Source organism: Allobosea sp. NPDC055594 (assembly GCF_053618995.1).
Genome location: NZ_JBSHIO010000023.1, coordinates 12,258 through 30,938, shown reverse-complemented (window position 1 = coordinate 30,938; position 18,681 = coordinate 12,258). Strand labels below are relative to the sequence as shown.

Here is an 18,681-nt window from a genome sequence, read left to right as displayed (position 1 = left end):
CGAGGCATGCGCCGCAATAGACCGGCGCCGAGGCCTCAGGCCAGGTTCCAGGTCTCCAGCGCCTGCTCGAGATAGATCAGCGACCAGATCAGCAGCCGGTTGTTGCGGCTGCCACAGAAATGCTCCTGCAGCAGCAGGTTGGTCGTATCGTAATCGACGAAGTTGTAGATGCGGGCGCGTTTCGTGCCGATGCGCGACTTCACATAGTCGATGCTCTGGCCCTTGAACCAGCCGGCGTCCGGAGCCGAGAAGCCCTGCTTCTCGCGGGCCATCACCTCCGGAGGCACCAGATCGGCGACGGCCTGGCGCAGCAGGCGCTTGCCGTCGCTGCTGCGCCGGATATCGCCGCCATTGCCCGATCCATTCGTGGCCGGCAGGCCGAATTTGTAGCGCAGCGGCAGGCTCGTCGCAAAATCGGCGAGGTCGTTGTCGAGGAAGGGCACGCGGCTTTCCAGCCCGTGCGCCATCGAGACCTTGTCTTCCATGGTCAGCAGGCCGAGCAGGAAAGTGTTGGCCTCATAGGTCAGCACGGCGTTCATCCGGTCTTCGGCGCTGGCATCGGCGGCTGGCCGCTCCATCACGCTCTCGAAGATCTCACGGGCGTCCGGACCGGTCAGTTCCGACAGCATCGGCGCAAAATAGGTCGCGCGCCCGGCATGCGGGAAGAGACGCTGCCAGTTGGCGAAGGTGTTCTCCATCACGGCGTCGCTGTCGGCACCGAAGGCCGCGAGATAGCGCCAAGGATAGCCGCCGAAGAGTTCATCGCCTCCGGTGCCGCCGAGGACGACCTTGTTGAACTTTGAAGCGAGCCCGGCAATGTAGAAGTTCGGGTAGCATTGGCCGACCCGGGGCTCCTCGAGATGCCAGACCAGCTTCGGGATGATGCGCTCCATGTCGCCGGCCTTGAGCACCATCTCGTAATGCTCGGTGTGCAAGCGCGCCGACATCATCTCGGCATCGCGCCGTTCGTCGAAATAGACTTCGAGGCCGGAGGCCGACGACAGGTCGAAGCCGCAGGTGAAGGTGCGCAGATGGCCGAGTTCGCTGGCGGCGATCGCCGTGATCGCACCTGAGTCGATGCCTCCCGAGAGATAGGCGCCGAGCTCGACATCCGCGACGAGTTGGCGGCTGACGGCCTGCTTGAAGAGATACTCGATCTGCGCGACCGCCTCGGCCTCCGAAGGAGCCACGGCCGGCTCCTGGAAGCGCATCCGATAATAACGTTGCGGCTGCCCGACGCGTCCGTCCCCGGCACGAATCGTCATGAACGAGCCCGGCGGCAGCATCCGCACGCCGGCGAAGAGCGTCCGATCGGTGTGAAAGTTCTGGAAGACCAGATACTCGCTCAGCGCATCCACATCGAGCGCCGTTCGCGCCGTCGGATGAGCGAGGATCGCCTTGACTTCGGACCCGAAGAGCAAGGTCTTGCCGGTCGTCTTCCAATAGAGCGATTTCACGCCGAAACGGTCACGTGCAAGCGTCAGCTCGCGGGTCTGCGAATCCCAGAGCGCGAAGGCGAACATGCCGTTGAGGCGCGGCAGGGCTCCGGCGAGGCCCCATTGCGCGATCGCATGCAGCAGCACTTCGGTGTCGCTCGTCGAACGGAAGCTGTGGCCGAGCGCCCGCAGCTGCGCCTTCAGCTCGGCGTAATTATAGATCTCGCCATTATAGGTGATGGTGAAGCGCCCGTCCGGGGTCTGCATCGGTTGGCGACCACCATCGGAGAGGTCGATGATCGCCAGGCGCCGATGGCCGAAGGCGACCGGTCCCTCGACCCAGAAGCCGTCGCCATCCGGGCCGCGATGGGCGATCGCATCCGTCATGCGACGCACCAAGGCGACGGCCGCAGGCTCGCGGTCCAACGTCAGATAGCCTGCAATGCCGCACATCCCGACGTTCCTTCAACGGCATGCGGCGCGCCCTCGCGCCGCTGAGGCACCGGGCAGAGCCGGGCTCTTGCGCCGGGTAAGTGCTCAACGAGGCGCCGTCAAGGCAGGGACGCGATCGCGCTGGCGCTTGAGAGTGGAGTCCTCTAGAAGTCGCGACGAACCCCAGCAACATGCGGAACGACCCGTGCCGAAACTCAAGGTTCTCCATATCGGCAACGTGGCGAACTACGCATACAATGTGGGCAAGGTTCTGCAGACCGCGGCGGTCGAAAGCCATGCGGTCAACTGGGACTACTACCACATCAACGCCCAGCCCGTCTGGGAAGAGGGCGACTTCGACGCGAGTTCTGTCGGCGACCACTTCTTCCCGGTCCTGCCCGACTCGGAGAAAGCGGGTTTTTCCACTCCCGGCTGGTATATCAGCGGCCCCCGCACGCTCGCCTGCCTCGCGCTGATCGCCACCAATGAAGGCATGCCCCGGCGCGCCAAGCTGTTCCGCTGGCTCAACCAGCGCCATCTGCGGAAGATCGGCGCCCCGGCCTATCGCGAGCGCGACGCGAAGTTCGGCCTGACGCGGCTGACCGAAGCCGTCTGCCTGGATCTCGTCGGCGGCTTCGGCCGCAGCAATGCGCTGGGCATGATCGGCCGGGCGGCATCGCGCTTTCTGGCCAGCCCATCCGCCGTATCGTCGACCGCCTCCGGCGGACTGGTTGCGCGCGTCGTATGGCGCCTGCGCAGCGCCGCACACCGCCTGAGCTGGCTCGTGCTGGGGACCTGTCGCCGCATATGGTATCGGCTGAAATGGCCCGTGCTGAACATGGTGGAGCGCGTGCAGCGCTATGGCCGCCGCATCCTGCGGCGCCTCGGCCTGCTGCCGGCGCCCGCGCTTGTCGCCGAGACCGCGGCCCCGGCTGCCGCGGCCGTCGAAATCCCCGCGCCTGCCCCCCTGTCCTGCGCCACAGCGCAGCCGGCCATGGCGGATGCCTCGCCCGCAATGGAGATGCCGGCACTGCAGGCGGCGTTGCCCAGCGATTTCGACGCGCGCGTCGATGCTCTCATCGCCCGCTATCAAGCGCTCTATCCCGATCGCAGCTTCGATCCGCTGCTGCTGCGCCAGTTCAAGAGCGCGCTGCCGCTGATGCAGCGGCTGTTCGCACCCTATGACGTGGTCATCGGCTATGCGCTGGAAGGCATCTGGCCGCTCGTAGCCAACCGGCCCTATGTCGCCTATGAGTTCGGCACGATCCGCAACCTGCCTTTCGAAGACAGCGCCACCGGCAGGCTCGCCTCGCTCGTCTACCATCATTGCGAGCAGACCATCGTCACCAACAGCGACAACCAGGCCCCGGCCGAGCGCCTCGGACAGCCCTATTTCTTCCTGCCGCATATCGTGAACGAAAGCGGGCTGCTCGACGAAGGCGCCGCCGCCGCTTTCCGCGCCGAGCTTCAGGCCCGGCATGGCGGCGATTTCTTCATCTTCCACCCGCCCCGGCAGCATTGGGACGAGAGCCGCGACACCAATTGGGACAAAGGCAATGACCACCTGTTCCGGGGCTTCGCCGATCTCGTGCGTTCCGGGGCCGACGGCGCGCGCTGCATCGCGGTAGCCTGGGGGCAGACCCTGGAAAAGAGCCGCCAGCTCGTGCAGGAGCTCGGCATCGCCGACAATGTCGTCTGGATCGAGCCCCAGCCGCACATCGCCATGATGCGCTATATCTGCGCCTGCGACGTCGTCTGCGACCAGTTCACCATTCCGACCTTCGGCGGCATCCCGCCAAAGGCCTTCCACTCCGGCAAGCCGGTGGTGACCGCCTTCGATCCTGCTTTGCACGCCTGGTGCTTCGATGAAATGCCCCCGCTGCTGCCGGCGCGCTCCGCCGAGGCCGTGGCCGAGGCGCTGCGCCGGCTCCATGGCGACGCCGACTTCCGCGCGGAAGTCGGGGTGCGTGGCGCCGACTGGTATCGTCGCTCGAATTCCAATGCACGCGTCCTCGCCGTGCTGGAGCAGAATCTCGTCGGCCTCGTGGCCCCGGCGGCCGCGACGTCTCAACCCATCAGGACCCCTGCAGCATGACATCCCAGCGCATTCTCGTGACCGGCGGCAGCGGCTTCATCGGCCAGGCCCTGACCGGCGACCTTCTCGCCGCCGGCCATGAGGTGACCCAGCTCGGCCGCCAGGCGTCGATCGCCGGCTCGCGCCATGCCAACGCCGATCTTTCCGACCCTGCCTCGCTGCGTTCGGCTCTCGCCGAATTGCGCAAGCAGCCGCGCTTCGACGCGATCATCCACCTCGCCGTGTCGCGGCACCATCGCGAATTCCCGCAGCGCGCCCTCGACATGTTCTATGTCAACACCGCCGCCGCTGCAGAGCTGCTCGACTTCGCCCGCGAGACGGGGGTCGGCCGAGCCGTTTTCGGCTCGACCGGGACCGTCTACAGCTCCACGGTGAGCGCCGAGGATACCGAGCAGCCAGGCAGCCATGAGAGCGAGTTCCGTCGGCCCAGCTCGTATTTCGCGGCCTCGAAACTGTTCGCCGACAGCTTCTGCGATCTCTATCGCGGCTTCCTGCCGATCGCGACCTTGCGCTTCTATGCGCCCTATGGGCCGCATCTCGAGGACCGGATGCTGAGCGATCTCGTCGCGCGCGTGCGCTCGGGCCGGCCGCTGTCATTGCCGGCTTCCGGTTCGGGCCTCGCCTTCTCCGCGACCTATGTCGACGATGCGCTCGCGGTCATCAAGGCGGCGATCGCCGAGGGCTGGAACGAAACGGTCAATGTCGCGGCCCCCGGCTATGAGACGATCGAGAGTGCGGGGCATCTGATCGGCGATCTCGTGGGCAAGGCCCCCTGTTTCGAGCGCGGCAAGGCCGGCCTGGCGCCCAAGATCGTTCCGGACACGGAGCGGCTCGGTGAGTTGATGCCGCAGCATCGGTTTACCGACCTGCGCACCGGTCTGGCCGGGATGATCGCCGCCCAGCAGCACGCCTGACGAGGTCGCTGAGCCGCGCGGGCGATCTCCCGAAACCGGAGGCCGCCCGCCGGCAGGCCGATCATGGTGTGCCGGGTTTCACCGGGCGCTGCCGCAGATCACCTCGTCAGGACAAAAGCCGCCTCTGCCGCCGCATCGCTGGCGATGGAATTCCGCCGGGTTGGAATGTATAGCTCGAACGCTCTGGAAATCTCATCTCTGCTCTGGTTGGGCGTATCTCGTCGTTGTCCCGCTCACCTGCCTTGACCGGTCGCCCGCTCCGGATCGTGCATTTGCCGATCGATCTGGGAGGCCATGCGTCCGGTCTCGCCGAGGCTCAGCGTCAGCTCGGCCACGAGGCGGAGGCGATCTCGCTGCACTGGTCGCCGCTGGGCTTCAATGGCGACACATGCCTCGAGCCGCCCCCGGGCAGCCGGCATCGCCTGCTGCGCCGCGAGCTCGGGCGCTTCTCGCTGCTTTGGCGAACCCTGCGCGCCGCCGACGTCGTTCACTGTCATTTCGGCCAGACGGCGCTTTCAGTTCGGGCCTTTCCGCTGCGTGAGGCAAAGCCGTCGTCGGAGCTGGGAGAGAGCTTGCGACTCGCCTATGCGCGCCTGCTCTGGCTCAAGGACCTCCCGCTGTGGCGCGCCACGGGCAAGACCCTGGCGATGACCTTCTACGGGGACGACATCCGCTCGATCGAAGCCAGCGTCCGGAGCAATCCCTATTCGCATCTGGCATTGCCCGAGATCGCCGGGCCGCTGCGTCGGCGCAACGAGTTCCGCAGCCGCTATCTCGACGTCGTCGATCGCAATGTTCAGCTGATCTATGCCGTCAATCCTGACCTCCTGCCCGGCCTGCCCCCCCGTGCGCGCTGGCTGGCCTATAGCCACTGCAATCCATCCCGCCAGCTGCCCCGCCCCTGGCCCGGTGAGGCGCAGCCATTGCGCCTGCTGCACATGCCGACCAATCGGGCCGTGAAGGGAACGGCCGCCCTGATCGCCGCGGTCGAGCGCTTGCGCGCCGAGGGGCACGCGCTGCATCTCACCCTGGTCGAGGATCGCCAGAATGCCCAGGCGCTGGCGGAACTCGACAGCCATCACGTGCTGATCGACCAGTTGCGTGTCGGCTGGTATGGCGGCGTCGCGGTCGAAGCGATGATGGCGGGGCGCCCCGTCGTCTGCTACATTCACGAGGCTGATCTGGTACGCACCCCGTCGGCGTTCGCGGCCGAGTTGCCGATCATGCGCGCCAATCCGGATACGATCGAGGGCGTTCTGCGCGGTCTCCTGGGCCTGTCCGAGGGCCGCTTGCGGGAGATGGGGGAACAGGCGCGTCGCTTCGTCGAAACCTGGCACAACCCGGAGCAGATCGCTGCATCGGTGCTCGACGATTATGCTGGGCTTGCGCGATCACCCGGGAAACCGTGAGGCTATAGCATCGGACCGAAAGGTGGAATCTACTTTCCGGAAAATTCCGATGCGATAGCAATGGGATAGATCACCGCGACCGCGTCCGTATGGACGCGCGGCGATCTAGCCCGGCTCGCCTGAGCCTGAGCGCGCCGATCGCTTGGCCGCTGCTGTGGCGGGCCCCGGTCGGCGCAGCCTTCACGAGGGGCTCACCGAGACCCGGGCAGGTCGCCGGTCTGCCCGTCCATCTCCTCCTCCAGCCCGGCATAGACGGCGACCAGCCTGCTCTGTTCCTGTTCCCAGCAGAACTCCCGGCCCAGGGCCAGAGCCCTGGCGCGCATCGCCGCCAGCGTTTCCGGGGCCAGCGCGCCGAGAGCGCCCGCTATCGCCTCCGGCGTGGCAGCCTCGGCCACCAGGCCACAGCCATGTTCGGTCACCAGATCGGCGAGGTCCGTCCCGGCCGCGACCAGCGGCGCCAGGCCCGCCATCAGGTATTCGTAGACCTTGTTCGGCATTGCGAACCGGTTCTGGCCCGTGGCCGGCGAAGCGCAGAAGATTCCGATATGTGATGCAGCCGCGGCGGCCACGACCTGCACATGCGGAACGGCGGGTTCGAACCGGATGCGCTCGCCGAGGCCGAGCCGCGCCACCAGCGCCTGCAGCTTGGCAAGATAATGGGTGGAACCATTGCCGCGCAGGGTCAGGCGGTGGCGCGGCAGCAGCGGCATGGCGCAAATCAGAGCCTCGATGCCCCGGCCAGCCTTCAAAATACCGTGGAAAAGCAGCCGAACCGGCTCGCTGGCCGGCGCGGGAACGATTGCCTGAAAAGCCGGTGCGTTGCGGATCACCGAAGGGCGCGTCGGCAGCCCGTAGAGCTGTTGCAGGGTCGTCGCGATGCCTTCGCTGACGGTGATGACCCTGTCGGCATCGCCGATATAGCGCGCTTCGATGGCGCGCGTATGCCGCTGGGCCACGAGGCGCCAGAGCCAGTTGTCCGCGTGCTCCTCGCTCGCCAGTTCGTGGCTGTCATAGACGATCCGCGAGCCGGCCTCGCGCTTCGCGGCTTCGGCCGCGACCAGGGCCTGCCAGTCATTGGCATGGACGATGTCGGGCCGCAGAGCGAGCAACGCTCGCCGGGCCGCTGCATGATGCGGCAACAGCAAGTGCAGAAATGCCGCCGAGGCAGGAACGAGGTTCGCAGGAAACTGTGTCGCCGCGATCGCGAGGCGCTGGCCGGCCGGCCCGGGCGGGTCGGGAAGCCGGATCATCCGGATCGGCAGCGCCGGCGGCTCGCCGAAGCCGATCGCCGTAACCTCGTGCCCGCGCGCTGCCAGCGTTTCCAGCGTTCGCAGGACGCGATGGTCCCGCGCGATCGCAGTGTAGGACAGCACTGCTATTCGCAGCGCCGGTTGGGGGCGAGTACGCACGGGTCGGAAGGATCCAGGAGAGTCGACGGTAGAGTATAGCCAAAGCGCCCTAGGCAAGGAACGCTTTTGTCGCGCGCGAAGGCGGCAGGGCTCCGCCGCCGGCAGTCAGGCGCCAACCGTCCTGGATCGGATTCTCAGCGCTTGAAACTGATTCCGGACGGCGCGGTGAACATCGAGCGATCGACGCTGCCGCCGCGGATCTGCTGGATCATCTCCGACGGCACCATCTTGCCATTGAGCGGCACCGTCGAGCGCCGGCCGAGGAGAGCGCCATCGCTGCGGCAGGTCACTTCATTGACCACCGTCCAGCTGCCGTCGTCGGTGCGCGTCTCGAGGATGATCCGGCTGTTCGAGCCGCTGCGCTCCTCGCGTGCGCGGATCGAGCCTTCCGGCGTCTTCGGCCTGCCGCCGGCCGCCACCGAACGGCGCATGCCGACCTTCGCCTCCGGGAAGAAGCTCAGCACCTCGCCGCGCGCGACGATGATCACCTCGGTGCGGCCACCCCCATGATCGATCTCCTCCCGCTCCATGTCGCCCATCACATAGACGCGGGACCGGAAGGTATCGCCGCCAATCTTGACCAGCCTGTCGGCCTGATAGGTCGGCTTGCCGTATTTGGCGCATTCGCCGCTCGCCCGGGCTTCGCCGACATACAATCCCGTGGCCATCATTGCGGCGACGGCAACAAGCGCGGGGCGGCTCCTGAAAGTGTCGGACATTGGCTGTTTCCTTCTTCCTAGCCCGGAGGCTACAATTTATCCGGGCTAGATCAAATGCTTGACCGTATTGGGAAGGCGCATTTCGCCGACCCCGCGGAACATGTCTTCGCCGTCGATCCAGGGTCCCGGGCGGTCGAGCGCGGTATTGCGCGGTGGCGGCTTGGACTTGACCCAGATCGCCAGCGCCGAGCCGGTATAGATCCCGTCGAATTCCTCATTCGACAGCGTGATCGCCCCCTCGATCGGATCGGACAGAAAGGTCCGCCCGAATTTGCGCGCGCGCAGCACCGTGAAATGCTCGAAGGTTCCCTTGTTGACGTGCACGATGACCGGTCCGTTCAGATCGGACAGGTCATTGGCCGAAACCCGCGCGGCCTGCGCCTCGAAGCCGAGCTGATTGGAAACCCAGATCAGATCCTCGAGCGAGAAACCGCTCTTCTGCAGCGCGTCCCAGCTCTTGCCGGGGTAGCGGGAGCGCAACTTGTCGAGAACCTCGACCTCTGTCGTCGGGCGGCCGAGGTGATGGGTCAGCAAGGTCGCGATCGCCGCGCCGCCACAGGAGAAATCGAAGGCCTGCCGGACAGTTACGGCATATTTCAGCGAAGCATAGGACTGGACTTCGCGATAGGGACGCTTGCCTTCTGTGCTCAGGCAGCCGCCGGCGAAGCCGGCAAGCACGACGGCCGCGAGCACCGCCCATTTCGGTGATCTCGCCTGACGGGGCTTGGCCGGGCGCAAGGACCTAGAACCTCTTGCGGACCGCGAGCGAAGCGCTGACCTGCGGCGTGTCCTTGCTCAGGCCGATGCCGACCGACGGTTCGATGTAGAAATTGGGCGCCAGTCTCTGGGTCAGGGTCAGGCGACCGACGATCGGTTCGGACTGGGTGTTCTTGGCGCGGGCCCCGTTGACGCGGACGTCGCCCTGATAGGAGCCGATCAAGGCGAAGCCCAGGGTCGAGGTATTGGACATGATGAAGGAGAAGCCGGCATTGTAGTTGAACCGTATCGGCCACTCGACTTCATAGCCCTGATGCGCCGTCGCGAACGAATACTCCGCGCCGAAACCGGCGAACAGGACGACAGGGTCATATGTCTTGACGAATTGCACATTGCCGAAAGCGCCCCATTCGCCGCGTGACTGGCGGCCGAACAGCGGGTCGATCGGGCTGTTTCCGGGGCGATAGGCCGCGCCGAAATAATAGGGTCTCGCGCCAGTGGGGATGACCGCGCCTATGGTCGCGTTGACGGCCGGCAGGTTCGGCGTCTCCTTGCTGACCAGCGCGGTCACCTGGACGAGCGTGTCGCCCATGCTGGCCGCGCGGTTCGCCTCCAGCTCGGTCGGCGAGACCTGGGTATAGCGATAGCTATAGTAATACGGCAGATTGACGCCGAGCTCGACGCCGTCAAAAATGCCGTAGCGGCCGGAAATGAAGGATGTGAACGCTCGGTCGCTCTGCAGCAGCGACGCGTTCTTGGTATAGCCGATGCCGGCTGCGATCTCGAAGGAGCGCGACGACAATGTCGCGACGTTCTCGCGAACGACGCTGAATTCGGGATTGTCGTTGGCGACCTCGGGCTTGGCGACCAGGACATCGCCGGCTTGAGCTGCCGCCGCGCCACCGTCCGGCGCCGGGGCCGCCGCCTGGCGTGCTTCCGGAGTAGTTCTTTTGTTCGATGTTGCGGCACGCTGAGCGCTGTTGGCCTTGGCTTCGGCCGCCGCAAGACGGCGTTCCATCTGAAGGAGGCGCTGTTCCAGCTGTTTGATCCGCTCTTCAGCCGTCTGCCCATGAGCGGAGGCCGGTAGGGCTATAGCGACCAGTACTGCCAGGTTGAACGGGCGACCGATCCTTATAGACACCGTCATATGCAAACACCCGACGATACTCTCGTCTCCATGGAGACGCGTTACTCTGGCAAAGAATGGCGGGAAGGACCGTAAACCGTCCCTCCCGCAAGTAAGAAAGCTATCAGCCGTAGTTAACCTTGGCGTAATAAGCGCTGTAATAGTACGACGCCGCCGTGGCGGCATAGCTGTAGGCGGTATAATAGTAGGTGTAGCTCGACGAATAGCCGTTGACGTCGTTCACGAGCGAGATGGCGCCGTAGTAATTGGCGTAGGAATTATAGAGATTGGCGTAGTAGGCGTAGTAGATCGAGGTCGATCCCTTTCCAACCACAGCCTTGGCATCGTTCTGGCTCAGCGAAACGGCCTTTGCCTTGCCGAAAACCGGGCTCAGCTCGTTTGCGGCAGCCGGCGTCGCGAGGGCCATCGCGATCGCGGCGGGAATAGCGATCTTCTTCAACATTTAAACCTCCACTCGCTGCTAAGCGTGGGGAAACTTGCCCACAACGCTTTTATAGGCGCGCCTTCTGATAAATTGCAACCGATTTCACGCCATAACGCTGCGGCGCACCCTAGATGAAAAAAGCGAGATCAAATTATTTAACTTGCAGAAATTCGCCCGGATATAGGATTGGAGTTTTTAATTCGATGGATATGACGCAGTTATTGATGATTGTTATTTGACGATGGGATATTAAATGTTCAAAAAATCAAACTATACAAAAATAAGGTAATTAAATTTCTTTGATTTTCATCTAAGTATATCCGTCTCGATGCATGCTGGCCGCGCTGCAATTCTTTGAAGAGTACTCCCTGCCCCCTGCGGCCGAGGCGCTGCCCCGCCCTCACCAGACCGTGTCACGGAAGATTCACAATGGTTCGCTCGGGGCATGTGAGCGCACATTCCGCAAGGTTACCCGTTATAACACTTGCATCAAGCTCATCATCGGTACTTCCGGTTGACTCGTCGATAATCGGCGCTGGGCGCCGAGCACTCGCCAAGATCTTCGCTGACCGGTTCTAGAGGGCCTCGCTTCGTTCGGTCGGCAGGATGGCGGGTCTTGTAGGCCAGCTTGCCGAGCCTCCTGCCGGACGCGGAATGCGATTCCTCTCTTTGGGAAAGCACCGGAGAGCGTTCGAGAATAGCAGTCCTTATTCTGAGGAGCTGCGGTGCAGCGTCTCGCAGGATGCTCCAGATGATTCCGGAGCATCCTGAAACGTCTTTCGAGAGGCTATCCCTGACGGAGTGCCTCCTCGGGATAAGCGCTGCATGGCATCTCGAACCGGGGCCAAGATGCACAACAGGGGCAGACGTTGGAAATTGTCGGGTGGTCAGCCGGCCGGATCGGCCTCGCGGGGCCGGCCGATCGTCGCATGCAGAATGCGGTCGAGTTCTTCGCCACGGCGCCGCCAACTCGCCTCGCGCGCGACATAGCTCGCACCTCCCGCTCGCATCTCGGCGAGGTCGGGCATCTCCGCCAGCGTCCGTACCGCCTTGGCCAGCGCATCGGCGTCGGCAGCCGGAATGATCATTCCGGCGCTAGCCTGCCGGACGATGTCGGCCTGGAACGGCAGATCGCTCGCAATCACGGGGATACCGCAGGCCATAGCTTCGAACAGCTTTAGCGGCGCGACGCCCGAGGCGGAACGGCCGTCCTGGTCCTCGATCACGCAAAGTGCCGCCAGCGCACCGCGCAGCAAGGCGGGGACCGCGTCGTAAGGTTGCCGGCCGAGCCAGAGGAGGCGGGGATCGGCCTTCGCGGCCTCGACCTTGCCGCGCTCGACGCCGTCGCCGACGATGACGAGCTTCACATCCACGGGCCAGGCCGGTCCTTGCAGCGCCGCGAGCATGGTCCCGACACCGTGCCAGGCGACGAGACCGCCGACGAAGATCACATAGCGGCCGGGAATGTCGGCGCGTGGTCCGTCGGGCCTGAACAGTTCGGTGTTGGCGCCGTTGGAGACGGTGCTGACCCGATCATGGCCGGCGAAGCCGCGAGCCCAGTGGGCGAGGCCTTCGGTGACGGCGACCAGATGGGCGGCCAAGCGGAATTGCGTCCGGTAGAGCCAGGCGAAGAGCGGTGCGAACGGCTTCAGGGCAGGATAGGTCACCCCGATATCGGCCGGCTTGCCGTTGATCTCCTGCACGACCGGTACTTTGCGCTGGCGCGCGCACAGCGCGAGCGGCAATGCCATGAAATGCGAACGGACGAAGACCGCGTCGAACTCGCCCAACCGGCGCGCCAAGGCGAACTGCACCCGGCCATAGTCGAGCAGGCGCTGCAGGAAAGAGGTCCGGGAGCTGGCTCCGCCGCGCGTGGTGGCGAAGAGTTCGACCTGCCAGCCGCAGCCCTCGAGGCTGGCGATGATCTCGTCGATATGGGTCTGCGATGCCTGGCCCGGTCTTGGCGTCTCCAGGGATAGATAGGCCAGGCGTCGCGGCCTGTTCATGCCACCGCGGTCGCGCGCACCTGCAACGCTTCGCGGACCGCTTCGATGATGTAGTCCTGCGTCGTCTCGTCGAGATAGGGATGCATCGGCAGGGCTACGACCTCCTGCGCCACCCGCTCCGAGATCGGCAGGCCGTTCCCGGCGACCGGAAAGTGCTTGTAGGCGGTCTGCTGGTGCAGGGGTTTGGGATAGTAGACGGTGGTCGGCACGCCCTTGGCCTTGAGCGCGGCCTGGAAGGCGTCGCGGCGGCCGGCGTCGACGCGGATCGTGTACTGGGCCCAGGTTGAGACGCAGTCCGCCATGACATGAGGCGTGGCCACGAGATCCTTCAGTGCTTCGGTATAGCGGCGCGCGACCTTCTGGCGCTTCTCGATCTCTTCGCCATAGATCTTGAGCTTCTCGATCAGGACTGCGGCCTGGATCGTGTCGAGCCGTGAATTCACGCCGACGCGGACATTGTCGTATTTGTAGGAACCCTTGCCGTGGAAACGCAGCGAACGCAGCAATGCGTCGTGCTCGTCGCTGGCGGTGAGGATCGCGCCGCCATCGCCATAGCAGCCGAGCGGCTTGGCCGGGAAGAAGCTGGTGGTGGCGAAGTCGCCGATCGCGCCGGCGACCCGGCCCTTGTAGCTCGCGCCGTAGCCCTGCGCCGAATCGCAGATCAGGACGAGGTCGTTCTGCTTGCAGAAGGCCTCGATCGGGTCGTAGTCGCAGGCTTGGCCGAAGAGATCGACCGTGATCAGGGCGCGGGGCTTGAGATCGTGCTTCCGCGCCGTATCGAGCGCGGCGGCGAGGCCCTTCGGGTCGAGATTATAGGTCGCTTCGTCGATCTCGGCGAAGACCGGCGTCGCACCCATCCAGGCCACCACCTCGGCGGTCGCGGCAAAGGTGAAGCTCGGGCAGATCACCGCGTCGCCGGGGCCGATGCCGAGCGCTTCGAGCACCAGAATCAATGCGTCGGTACCATTGGCGACGCCGATCGCATGCTTCGCCCCGCAGAACGCGGCAAGCCCGGCCTCGAACTGGCCGACCTGCTCGCCGAGGATGTAGTTGCCATCGTGGACGACCTTCAGGATCGCCTCGTCCATGGCCTTGCCGATATGCTGGCGCTGGGCTTTGAGGTCGATGAACTCGATCGCGGGACGCTCGCTCATCAGACGATCTCCTCCAGGGTATCGGGACCGGTCTCGCGATAGCGCCGGCCGGTTTCGGGGCAGGTCAGATCAGGGCCGAGCTTGGCGCCGTCATGGCTCATCCAGCCGATGCGGCGGGCCGGGACGCCAGCCATCAGGGCAAAATCGGGCACGTCCTTGGCCACGACCGCACCCGCGGCGATGAAGCAATACGCACCGAGCGTATGGCCGCAGACGATGGTGGCGTTGGCGCCGATGCTTGCGCCCTTCTTGACCAGCGTCCGGCGGAACTCGGATTTGCGGTTCAGGAACGCGCGCGGGTTGTTGACGTTGGTGAAGACGCAGGACGGGCCGCAGAAGACGTCGTCCTCGAGCACGACGCCGTCATAAAGGGCGACGTTGTTCTGGACCTTGCAGCCATTGCCCATGGTGACGCGCGGCCCGACCATGACGTTCTGGCCGAGCACGCAGTTCTCGCCGATCGCGGTCTCGCCGAGGACATGGACGAAGTGCCAGACCTTGGAGCCGGCGCCGATCGTCACGCCATCATCGACATAGGCGCTCTCATGGATCTTCGCGCCGGGAAAGCGCGGATCGTCACGCATCTCCGGCGCGGCCATCCAGGGTCAGCCTTTCAGATATTTGTCGACGAAGGGATGCCGCTCGCCATTGGCGACGACCGGCAGGCTGCGGAACTGCGAGACCACTTCGACGCAGAACCGCACATCCTCCAGGCCGTAGCCATTCCCGGCCAGGACTTCCTGATAGCTGCGGGTATGCAGATCGGTGAAGCCTTCCGAGAATTCGACTTCCTCGCCATCGAGCGTGATCGAGCGGTAGGTCGTCTTCTTGCCCTTGACGGTGTCAGGCAGGTCGTTGGAATCGACCGAGAGGAACCAGCGCACATCAGCCTTCTCATAGGAGAGCAGGCCGCCGGCGCGCTCGCCCTGCCGCAGGCTCGCGGTCTGCGACTTCAGCGGACCGAAGACATAGGCCAGCATGTCGAAGAAGTGTACGCCGATATTGGTGGCGACACCGCCCGACTTGGCCTCGTCGCCCTTCCAGGAGGCGTGGTACCAGCGACCACGCGAGGTGATATAGGTCAGGTCGACGGCATGGCGCTCGTTCGACTGGGCGATGCGCTCCTTCAGGGCCTGGATCGCCGGGTGCAGGCGCAGCTGCAGGATGGTGTTGATCTTCTTGCCGGTCTGCTCCTCGATCTCGGCGAGGCCGTCGATGTTCCAGGGATTGAGGACGAGCGGCTTTTCGCAGATCACGTCCGAGCCCGAACGCAAGCCGAAGCGGATATGGGCGTCGTGCAGATAGTTCGGCGAGCAGACGCTGACATAGTCGATATGCTCGCCGCGGCGGCGCAGCTTGTCGATATGGCGATCGAAACGCTCGAACTCGGTGAAGAAATGCGCCTGCGGGAAATGGCTGTCGATGATCCCGACCGAGTCGTTGGGGTCATAGGCGACCTTGAGGTCGCCGCCGATCGCCTTGATGGCCTGCATATGGCGGGGAGCGATGTAGCCGGCGGCGCCGATCAGGGCGAAGCTTGTCATGATTGCGTTCTCGATCTGGTCCATCGCGCCGACGGGCGATGCCGTCGGCGCCGTTCAATCAGGCCTTGAAGACGTTCGCGCCGACCACGCCCTTGCGGGCGCATGCGTTGCGGGTATCGACCACGATCCTGGAGTTGGCGACCACGAAAGCGTAATCGACGTCGTCATGATCGGTGGCGATCAGCACGGCATCATAGCTTGCGAGCGCGTCCTTGCTGACCGAGGCGCTCGTGCGGCCGGTGAGCTCGGCATGCTCGCGGGTCGGCGGAATCACCGGGATGAAGGGATCGTGGAACTCGACATGGGCGCCACGCTTCTCGATCAGCTCGATCAGCTTGAGCGCGGGGCTCTCGCGCATGTCGTCGATGTTCTTCTTGTAGGCGATGCCGAGGATCAGGATCTTCGCGTCGCTCAGATTCTTGTGGCCCTTGGCGTCGAGCACCTCGGCGAGCTGATTGACCACCCGGTAAGGCATGCGCGTGTTGATCTCGCCGGCGAGCTCGATGAAGCGGGTGGCAACATCGTATTCGCGCGCCTTCCAGGTCAGGTAGAACGGGTCGATCGGAATACAGTGACCGCCGAGGCCCGGACCCGGATAGAACGGCATGAAACCGAAGGGCTTGGTCTTGGCGGCGTCGATCACTTCCCAGACGTCGATCCCCATCGCGGCGTAGACCGTCTTCAACTCATTGACGAGCGCGATGTTGACGGCCCGGAAGATGTTCTCGGTCAGCTTCACCGCCTCGGCGGTGGCGGTCGAGGAAACCGCCACGGCCTTGACGACGAGCGCGCCATAGAGTGCGAGCGACATGGCCAGCGCATCGGCGCCGTCGCCACCCACCACCTTCGGAATCGTCGAGGTGCCGAAATCGGGGTTGCCCGGATCCTCGCGTTCCGGCGAGAAGGCCAGGAAGAACTCCTCGCCGCTCTTCAGCCCGCTCGCCTTTTCGAGGATCGGGCGCATCACCTCGTCGGTGGTGCCGGGATAGGTCGTGGATTCGAGGACGATGAGCTGATCCTTGCGCAGGCGCTTGGCGATCGCCTCGGTCGTCTTGACGACATAGGACAGGTCGGGCTCGCGATACTTGGTCAGCGGAGTCGGCACCGCGATCAGGAGCGCATCGGGCTCGGCCATCCGGTCGAAATCGGTGGTCGCGGCAAAGCGTCCGGTCTTCGCACCCTCGATGATCAGGTCCATCGGGATATGCTTGATCGCGCTCTTGCCGGCATTGAGATCATCGACGCGCTTCTGATCGATGTCGAAGCCGATCACCTTGATGCCCTGGCGTAGCGCGGCGAGCGCCAGAGGAATGCCGACATAGCCGAGGCCGACAATGCCGATGACAATCGAACGATCATTGACGCGCTCGATAAATCGCTGCGCAGTTTGCGAAGTCACATTGCACCCCGGGTATTGCGGCAAGGCCGGCATCGGGCCGGTTCGTGCGCGTGCTTCTTCCAGACTTGTGAAATGACGTCAACCGCAAGCGGTTCGCGCAATTGTGCACGCCCAAATGCAACGACACGCAGCATCGCTCGAAAATACCGCGAACAGAGCGACCCCGTCCACATCGGATACATTCATCGGCGACGGATTGCGCCAAAAGGCCGGCGAGAACAGGCCAGGGGCGCCCATTGTGCCGCAAGCGGCAAACCGGGACCGCGCCGATCGCCGGAGATCGGCCAAGCCGACAAGAGATAAATTCCTTGAAAATCGAAATACTATTTTAGTATTTAAAGAATTATGTAAGTATTGCAAATGTACTTTAGTTCCCAACGCAGCTTTTAATCAAAAGATTGATCTGGCAATAATCCGAAAAGCATAAGATTGTAGAAAATAATGACCCGATATCGTCATTATTTCTATAATTTGTCATGTAAATACATTTTGGGAGACGCTCTTGGTAAAGGTTTCTACGATAGCTTGCCAGGATTCAGGTTGTCACCTTTTGGGGAACCGGCTATGCACGTGCCGCCATATGGCACTGGTAATGCCGCGCTGAGAGGCCCATGAGCATTTCATCCTTGGAGTTCCGTCAGGACCCGCCGGTTCCTGCCTTCCTGATCCGTGACGTGCTTGCGAAACTCGCTTATGTCGATGAGCGTGTTCAAGGCGCGCAGATTTCGGGCTCCGGCGATACTATCCAGCTCATGCTCAGGGCCGCGCTCGACGCAGGCGAAGTAGAGGCCTTGAAGGCGCGCGTCGCGACGCTCGTCACCGCGATGTCCGACGGCGCCTTCGAGCCAGAGCTGCGCGTGCTGGAAGCCCATGAGGGCCAGATCAAGACCGACATCGATCCGATGGCCGAACTGCTCGCCCGCCGCGAGGTGGTGCAGGAGGGCGCCGGTTTCTTCATCATCGGGCCGCTGCTCACGCATGTCGTGTCCTATGTCGAGGATCGCCTGCTTGAGATCGCCGGAGAGCTCGGCGCCACGCCCTTCCGCTTTCCCGCCCTGATCGCGCCCGGTTATTTGGAGAGGGTACAGTATTTCAAGAATTTCCCGCACTCTCTGAGCTTCGCGACGCATCTGCGCGAGAACCTGCCGGACATCCAGCGCTTCTCCGACGAGGCGACGACGATCGGCAGCAGGGTCGAGGCCGATCCGGAGCTGTTCGCGCGCCCTGCGGCTATGCTGGCCCCCACGGTCTGCCACCATCTCTACCTGGCGCTCAGCGACACGGAGCTCGAGCAGGACGGGATCATCGCCACGGCCAGCGGAAACTGCTTCCGCTTCGAGTCGATCAACATGGTCTCGCTCGAGCGCGTCTGGAACTTCACCATGCGCGAGATCATCTTCGTCGGCGAGGACGAACAGGTCCGCGAGCGTCTCGACAATGTTCGCGCCGCCGTCCGGCCGCTGCTGGAGGAGCTCGGTCTCGCCTATAAGGTGATGACGGCCAATGATCCGTTCTTCATCGGCACCTTCCGTGATCAGGCCGCCTATCAGGCCGCTTTCGAGCTGAAATACGAGATCCGCGCCGAGCTGCCCTATAAGAAGGACACTGTCGCGATCGGCTCCTACAACCGCCATGGCGACTTTTTCGGCCGCAGCCTGAACATCCGGACGCCCGACGGCTCGCCGGCTTGCACGGGCTGTATCGGCATTGGCTTCGAGCGGCTCGCGCTCGCCTTCGTCGCGCAGCACGGGCTCGACCCGGACAACTGGCCGAAGCTCATTCGGGATGCGGTCGCCAAAGCGAAGGCGCGGCCATTTCGCTTCAAGCCGCTCGCCTCCTCGCATTGCCCGGTCTGCTGACCGGGTCTCCCTTACAG

15 protein-coding genes are annotated in these 18,681 nt (G+C 64.1%); 4 read left to right on the top strand and 11 right to left on the bottom strand.

The window, feature by feature from the left end; genetic code table 11:
- Nucleotides 1-35: 35 nt before the first annotated feature.
- Complete coding sequence (gene asnB / locus ACWGRX_RS25220) at nucleotides 36-1,889, bottom strand: asparagine synthase (glutamine-hydrolyzing) (RefSeq protein ID WP_452119793.1); 1,854 nt, start codon at nucleotides 1,887-1,889, stop codon at nucleotides 36-38.
- A gap of 184 nt (nucleotides 1,890-2,073) precedes the next feature.
- Here asnB and ACWGRX_RS25215 point away from each other — a divergent pair, with 184 nt between their 5' ends.
- The 3 genes from ACWGRX_RS25215 to ACWGRX_RS25205 all read left to right on the top strand — a co-directional run bounded on the left by ACWGRX_RS25215 (nucleotide 2,074) and on the right by ACWGRX_RS25205 (nucleotide 6,286).
- A complete protein-coding gene (locus ACWGRX_RS25215) occupies nucleotides 2,074-3,963 on the top strand; it encodes a glycosyltransferase family protein (RefSeq protein ID WP_452119792.1) in 1,890 nt (629 codons plus the stop codon).
- Nucleotides 3,960-4,877: an NAD-dependent epimerase/dehydratase family protein gene (locus ACWGRX_RS25210; protein ID WP_452119791.1), complete on the top strand. Its 918-nt coding sequence runs from the start codon at nucleotides 3,960-3,962 to the stop codon at nucleotides 4,875-4,877. Before ACWGRX_RS25215 ends, ACWGRX_RS25210 begins: the two co-directional genes overlap by 4 nt.
- A 272-nt stretch (nucleotides 4,878-5,149) precedes the next feature.
- Entirely contained in the window at nucleotides 5,150-6,286 is a 1,137-nt protein-coding gene (locus ACWGRX_RS25205) for a glycosyltransferase family protein (RefSeq protein WP_452119790.1), read from the top strand.
- A 191-nt stretch (nucleotides 6,287-6,477) separates the two neighbouring features.
- Here the strand turns inward: ACWGRX_RS25205 and ACWGRX_RS25200 are convergent, their stop codons facing one another.
- The 10 genes from ACWGRX_RS25200 to ACWGRX_RS25155 form a co-directional block, all read right to left on the bottom strand.
- Nucleotides 6,478-7,695 (bottom strand): glycosyltransferase, encoded by a 1,218-nt coding sequence (locus ACWGRX_RS25200; RefSeq protein WP_452119789.1) that lies wholly within the window; start codon nucleotides 7,693-7,695, stop codon nucleotides 6,478-6,480.
- Between the two features lie 134 nt (nucleotides 7,696-7,829).
- Nucleotides 7,830-8,414 carry a hypothetical protein gene (locus ACWGRX_RS25195; RefSeq protein WP_452119788.1) on the bottom strand — a complete coding sequence of 195 codons (585 nt, stop codon included), beginning with the start codon at nucleotides 8,412-8,414 and terminating at the stop codon, nucleotides 7,830-7,832.
- Between the two features lie 45 nt (nucleotides 8,415-8,459).
- A complete protein-coding gene (locus ACWGRX_RS25190) occupies nucleotides 8,460-9,107 on the bottom strand; it encodes a C39 family peptidase (RefSeq protein WP_452119787.1) in 648 nt (215 codons plus the stop codon).
- A 49-nt stretch (nucleotides 9,108-9,156) separates the two neighbouring features.
- Nucleotides 9,157-10,149 carry a hypothetical protein gene (locus ACWGRX_RS25185; RefSeq protein WP_452119786.1) on the bottom strand — a complete coding sequence of 331 codons (993 nt, stop codon included), beginning with the start codon at nucleotides 10,147-10,149 and terminating at the stop codon, nucleotides 9,157-9,159.
- A 232-nt stretch (nucleotides 10,150-10,381) separates the two neighbouring features.
- Complete coding sequence (locus tag ACWGRX_RS25180; RefSeq protein WP_452119785.1) at nucleotides 10,382-10,717, bottom strand: hypothetical protein; 336 nt, start codon at nucleotides 10,715-10,717, stop codon at nucleotides 10,382-10,384.
- A gap of 872 nt (nucleotides 10,718-11,589) precedes the next feature.
- On the bottom strand, nucleotides 11,590-12,708 hold the full coding sequence (locus ACWGRX_RS25175; protein WP_452119784.1) for a glycosyltransferase: 1,119 nt from the start codon (nucleotides 12,706-12,708) through the stop codon (nucleotides 11,590-11,592).
- A complete protein-coding gene (locus ACWGRX_RS25170; protein ID WP_452119783.1) occupies nucleotides 12,705-13,862 on the bottom strand; it encodes a DegT/DnrJ/EryC1/StrS family aminotransferase in 1,158 nt (385 codons plus the stop codon). The genes ACWGRX_RS25175 and ACWGRX_RS25170 overlap by 4 nt, the downstream gene beginning before the upstream one ends.
- Nucleotides 13,862-14,461 carry an acyltransferase gene (locus ACWGRX_RS25165; RefSeq protein ID WP_291640201.1) on the bottom strand — a complete coding sequence of 200 codons (600 nt, stop codon included), beginning with the start codon at nucleotides 14,459-14,461 and terminating at the stop codon, nucleotides 13,862-13,864. The genes ACWGRX_RS25170 and ACWGRX_RS25165 overlap by 1 nt, the downstream gene beginning before the upstream one ends.
- Before the next feature lie 6 nt (nucleotides 14,462-14,467).
- On the bottom strand, nucleotides 14,468-15,406 hold the full coding sequence (locus tag ACWGRX_RS25160; protein ID WP_452119782.1) for a Gfo/Idh/MocA family oxidoreductase: 939 nt from the start codon (nucleotides 15,404-15,406) through the stop codon (nucleotides 14,468-14,470).
- Nucleotides 15,407-15,464: 58 nt separating this feature from the next.
- On the bottom strand, nucleotides 15,465-16,805 hold the full coding sequence (locus ACWGRX_RS25155) for a nucleotide sugar dehydrogenase (protein ID WP_452119781.1): 1,341 nt from the start codon (nucleotides 16,803-16,805) through the stop codon (nucleotides 15,465-15,467).
- Nucleotides 16,806-17,416: 611 nt separating this feature from the next.
- Here ACWGRX_RS25155 and ACWGRX_RS25150 point away from each other — a divergent pair.
- Entirely contained in the window at nucleotides 17,417-18,664 is a 1,248-nt protein-coding gene (locus ACWGRX_RS25150; protein ID WP_452119780.1) for a class-II aminoacyl-tRNA synthetase family protein, read from the top strand.
- Nucleotides 18,665-18,681: the final 17 nt, after the last annotated feature.

Bases quoted from the DNA above. Each gene is read 5' to 3' on its own strand.
- ACWGRX_RS25175 (WP_452119784.1), bottom strand. From the start codon at position 12,708: ATGAACAGGCCGCGACGCCTGGCCTATCTATCCCTGGAGACGCCAAGA.
- ACWGRX_RS25210 (WP_452119791.1), top strand. From the start codon at position 3,960: ATGACATCCCAGCGCATTCTCGTGACCGGCGGCAGCGGCTTCATCGGC.
- ACWGRX_RS25150 (WP_452119780.1), top strand. From the start codon at position 17,417: ATGAGCATTTCATCCTTGGAGTTCCGTCAGGACCCGCCGGTTCCTGCC.
- ACWGRX_RS25170 (WP_452119783.1), bottom strand. From the start codon at position 13,862: ATGAGCGAGCGTCCCGCGATCGAGTTCATCGACCTCAAAGCCCAGCGC.
- asnB (WP_452119793.1), bottom strand. From the start codon at position 1,889: ATGTGCGGCATTGCAGGCTATCTGACGTTGGACCGCGAGCCTGCGGCC.
- ACWGRX_RS25165 (WP_291640201.1), bottom strand. From the start codon at position 14,461: ATGGCCGCGCCGGAGATGCGTGACGATCCGCGCTTTCCCGGCGCGAAG.
- ACWGRX_RS25185 (WP_452119786.1), bottom strand. From the start codon at position 10,149: ATGGAACGCCGTCTTGCGGCGGCCGAAGCCAAGGCCAACAGCGCTCAG.
- ACWGRX_RS25160 (WP_452119782.1), bottom strand. From the start codon at position 15,406: ATGACAAGCTTCGCCCTGATCGGCGCCGCCGGCTACATCGCTCCCCGC.
- ACWGRX_RS25195 (WP_452119788.1), bottom strand. From the start codon at position 8,414: ATGTCCGACACTTTCAGGAGCCGCCCCGCGCTTGTTGCCGTCGCCGCA.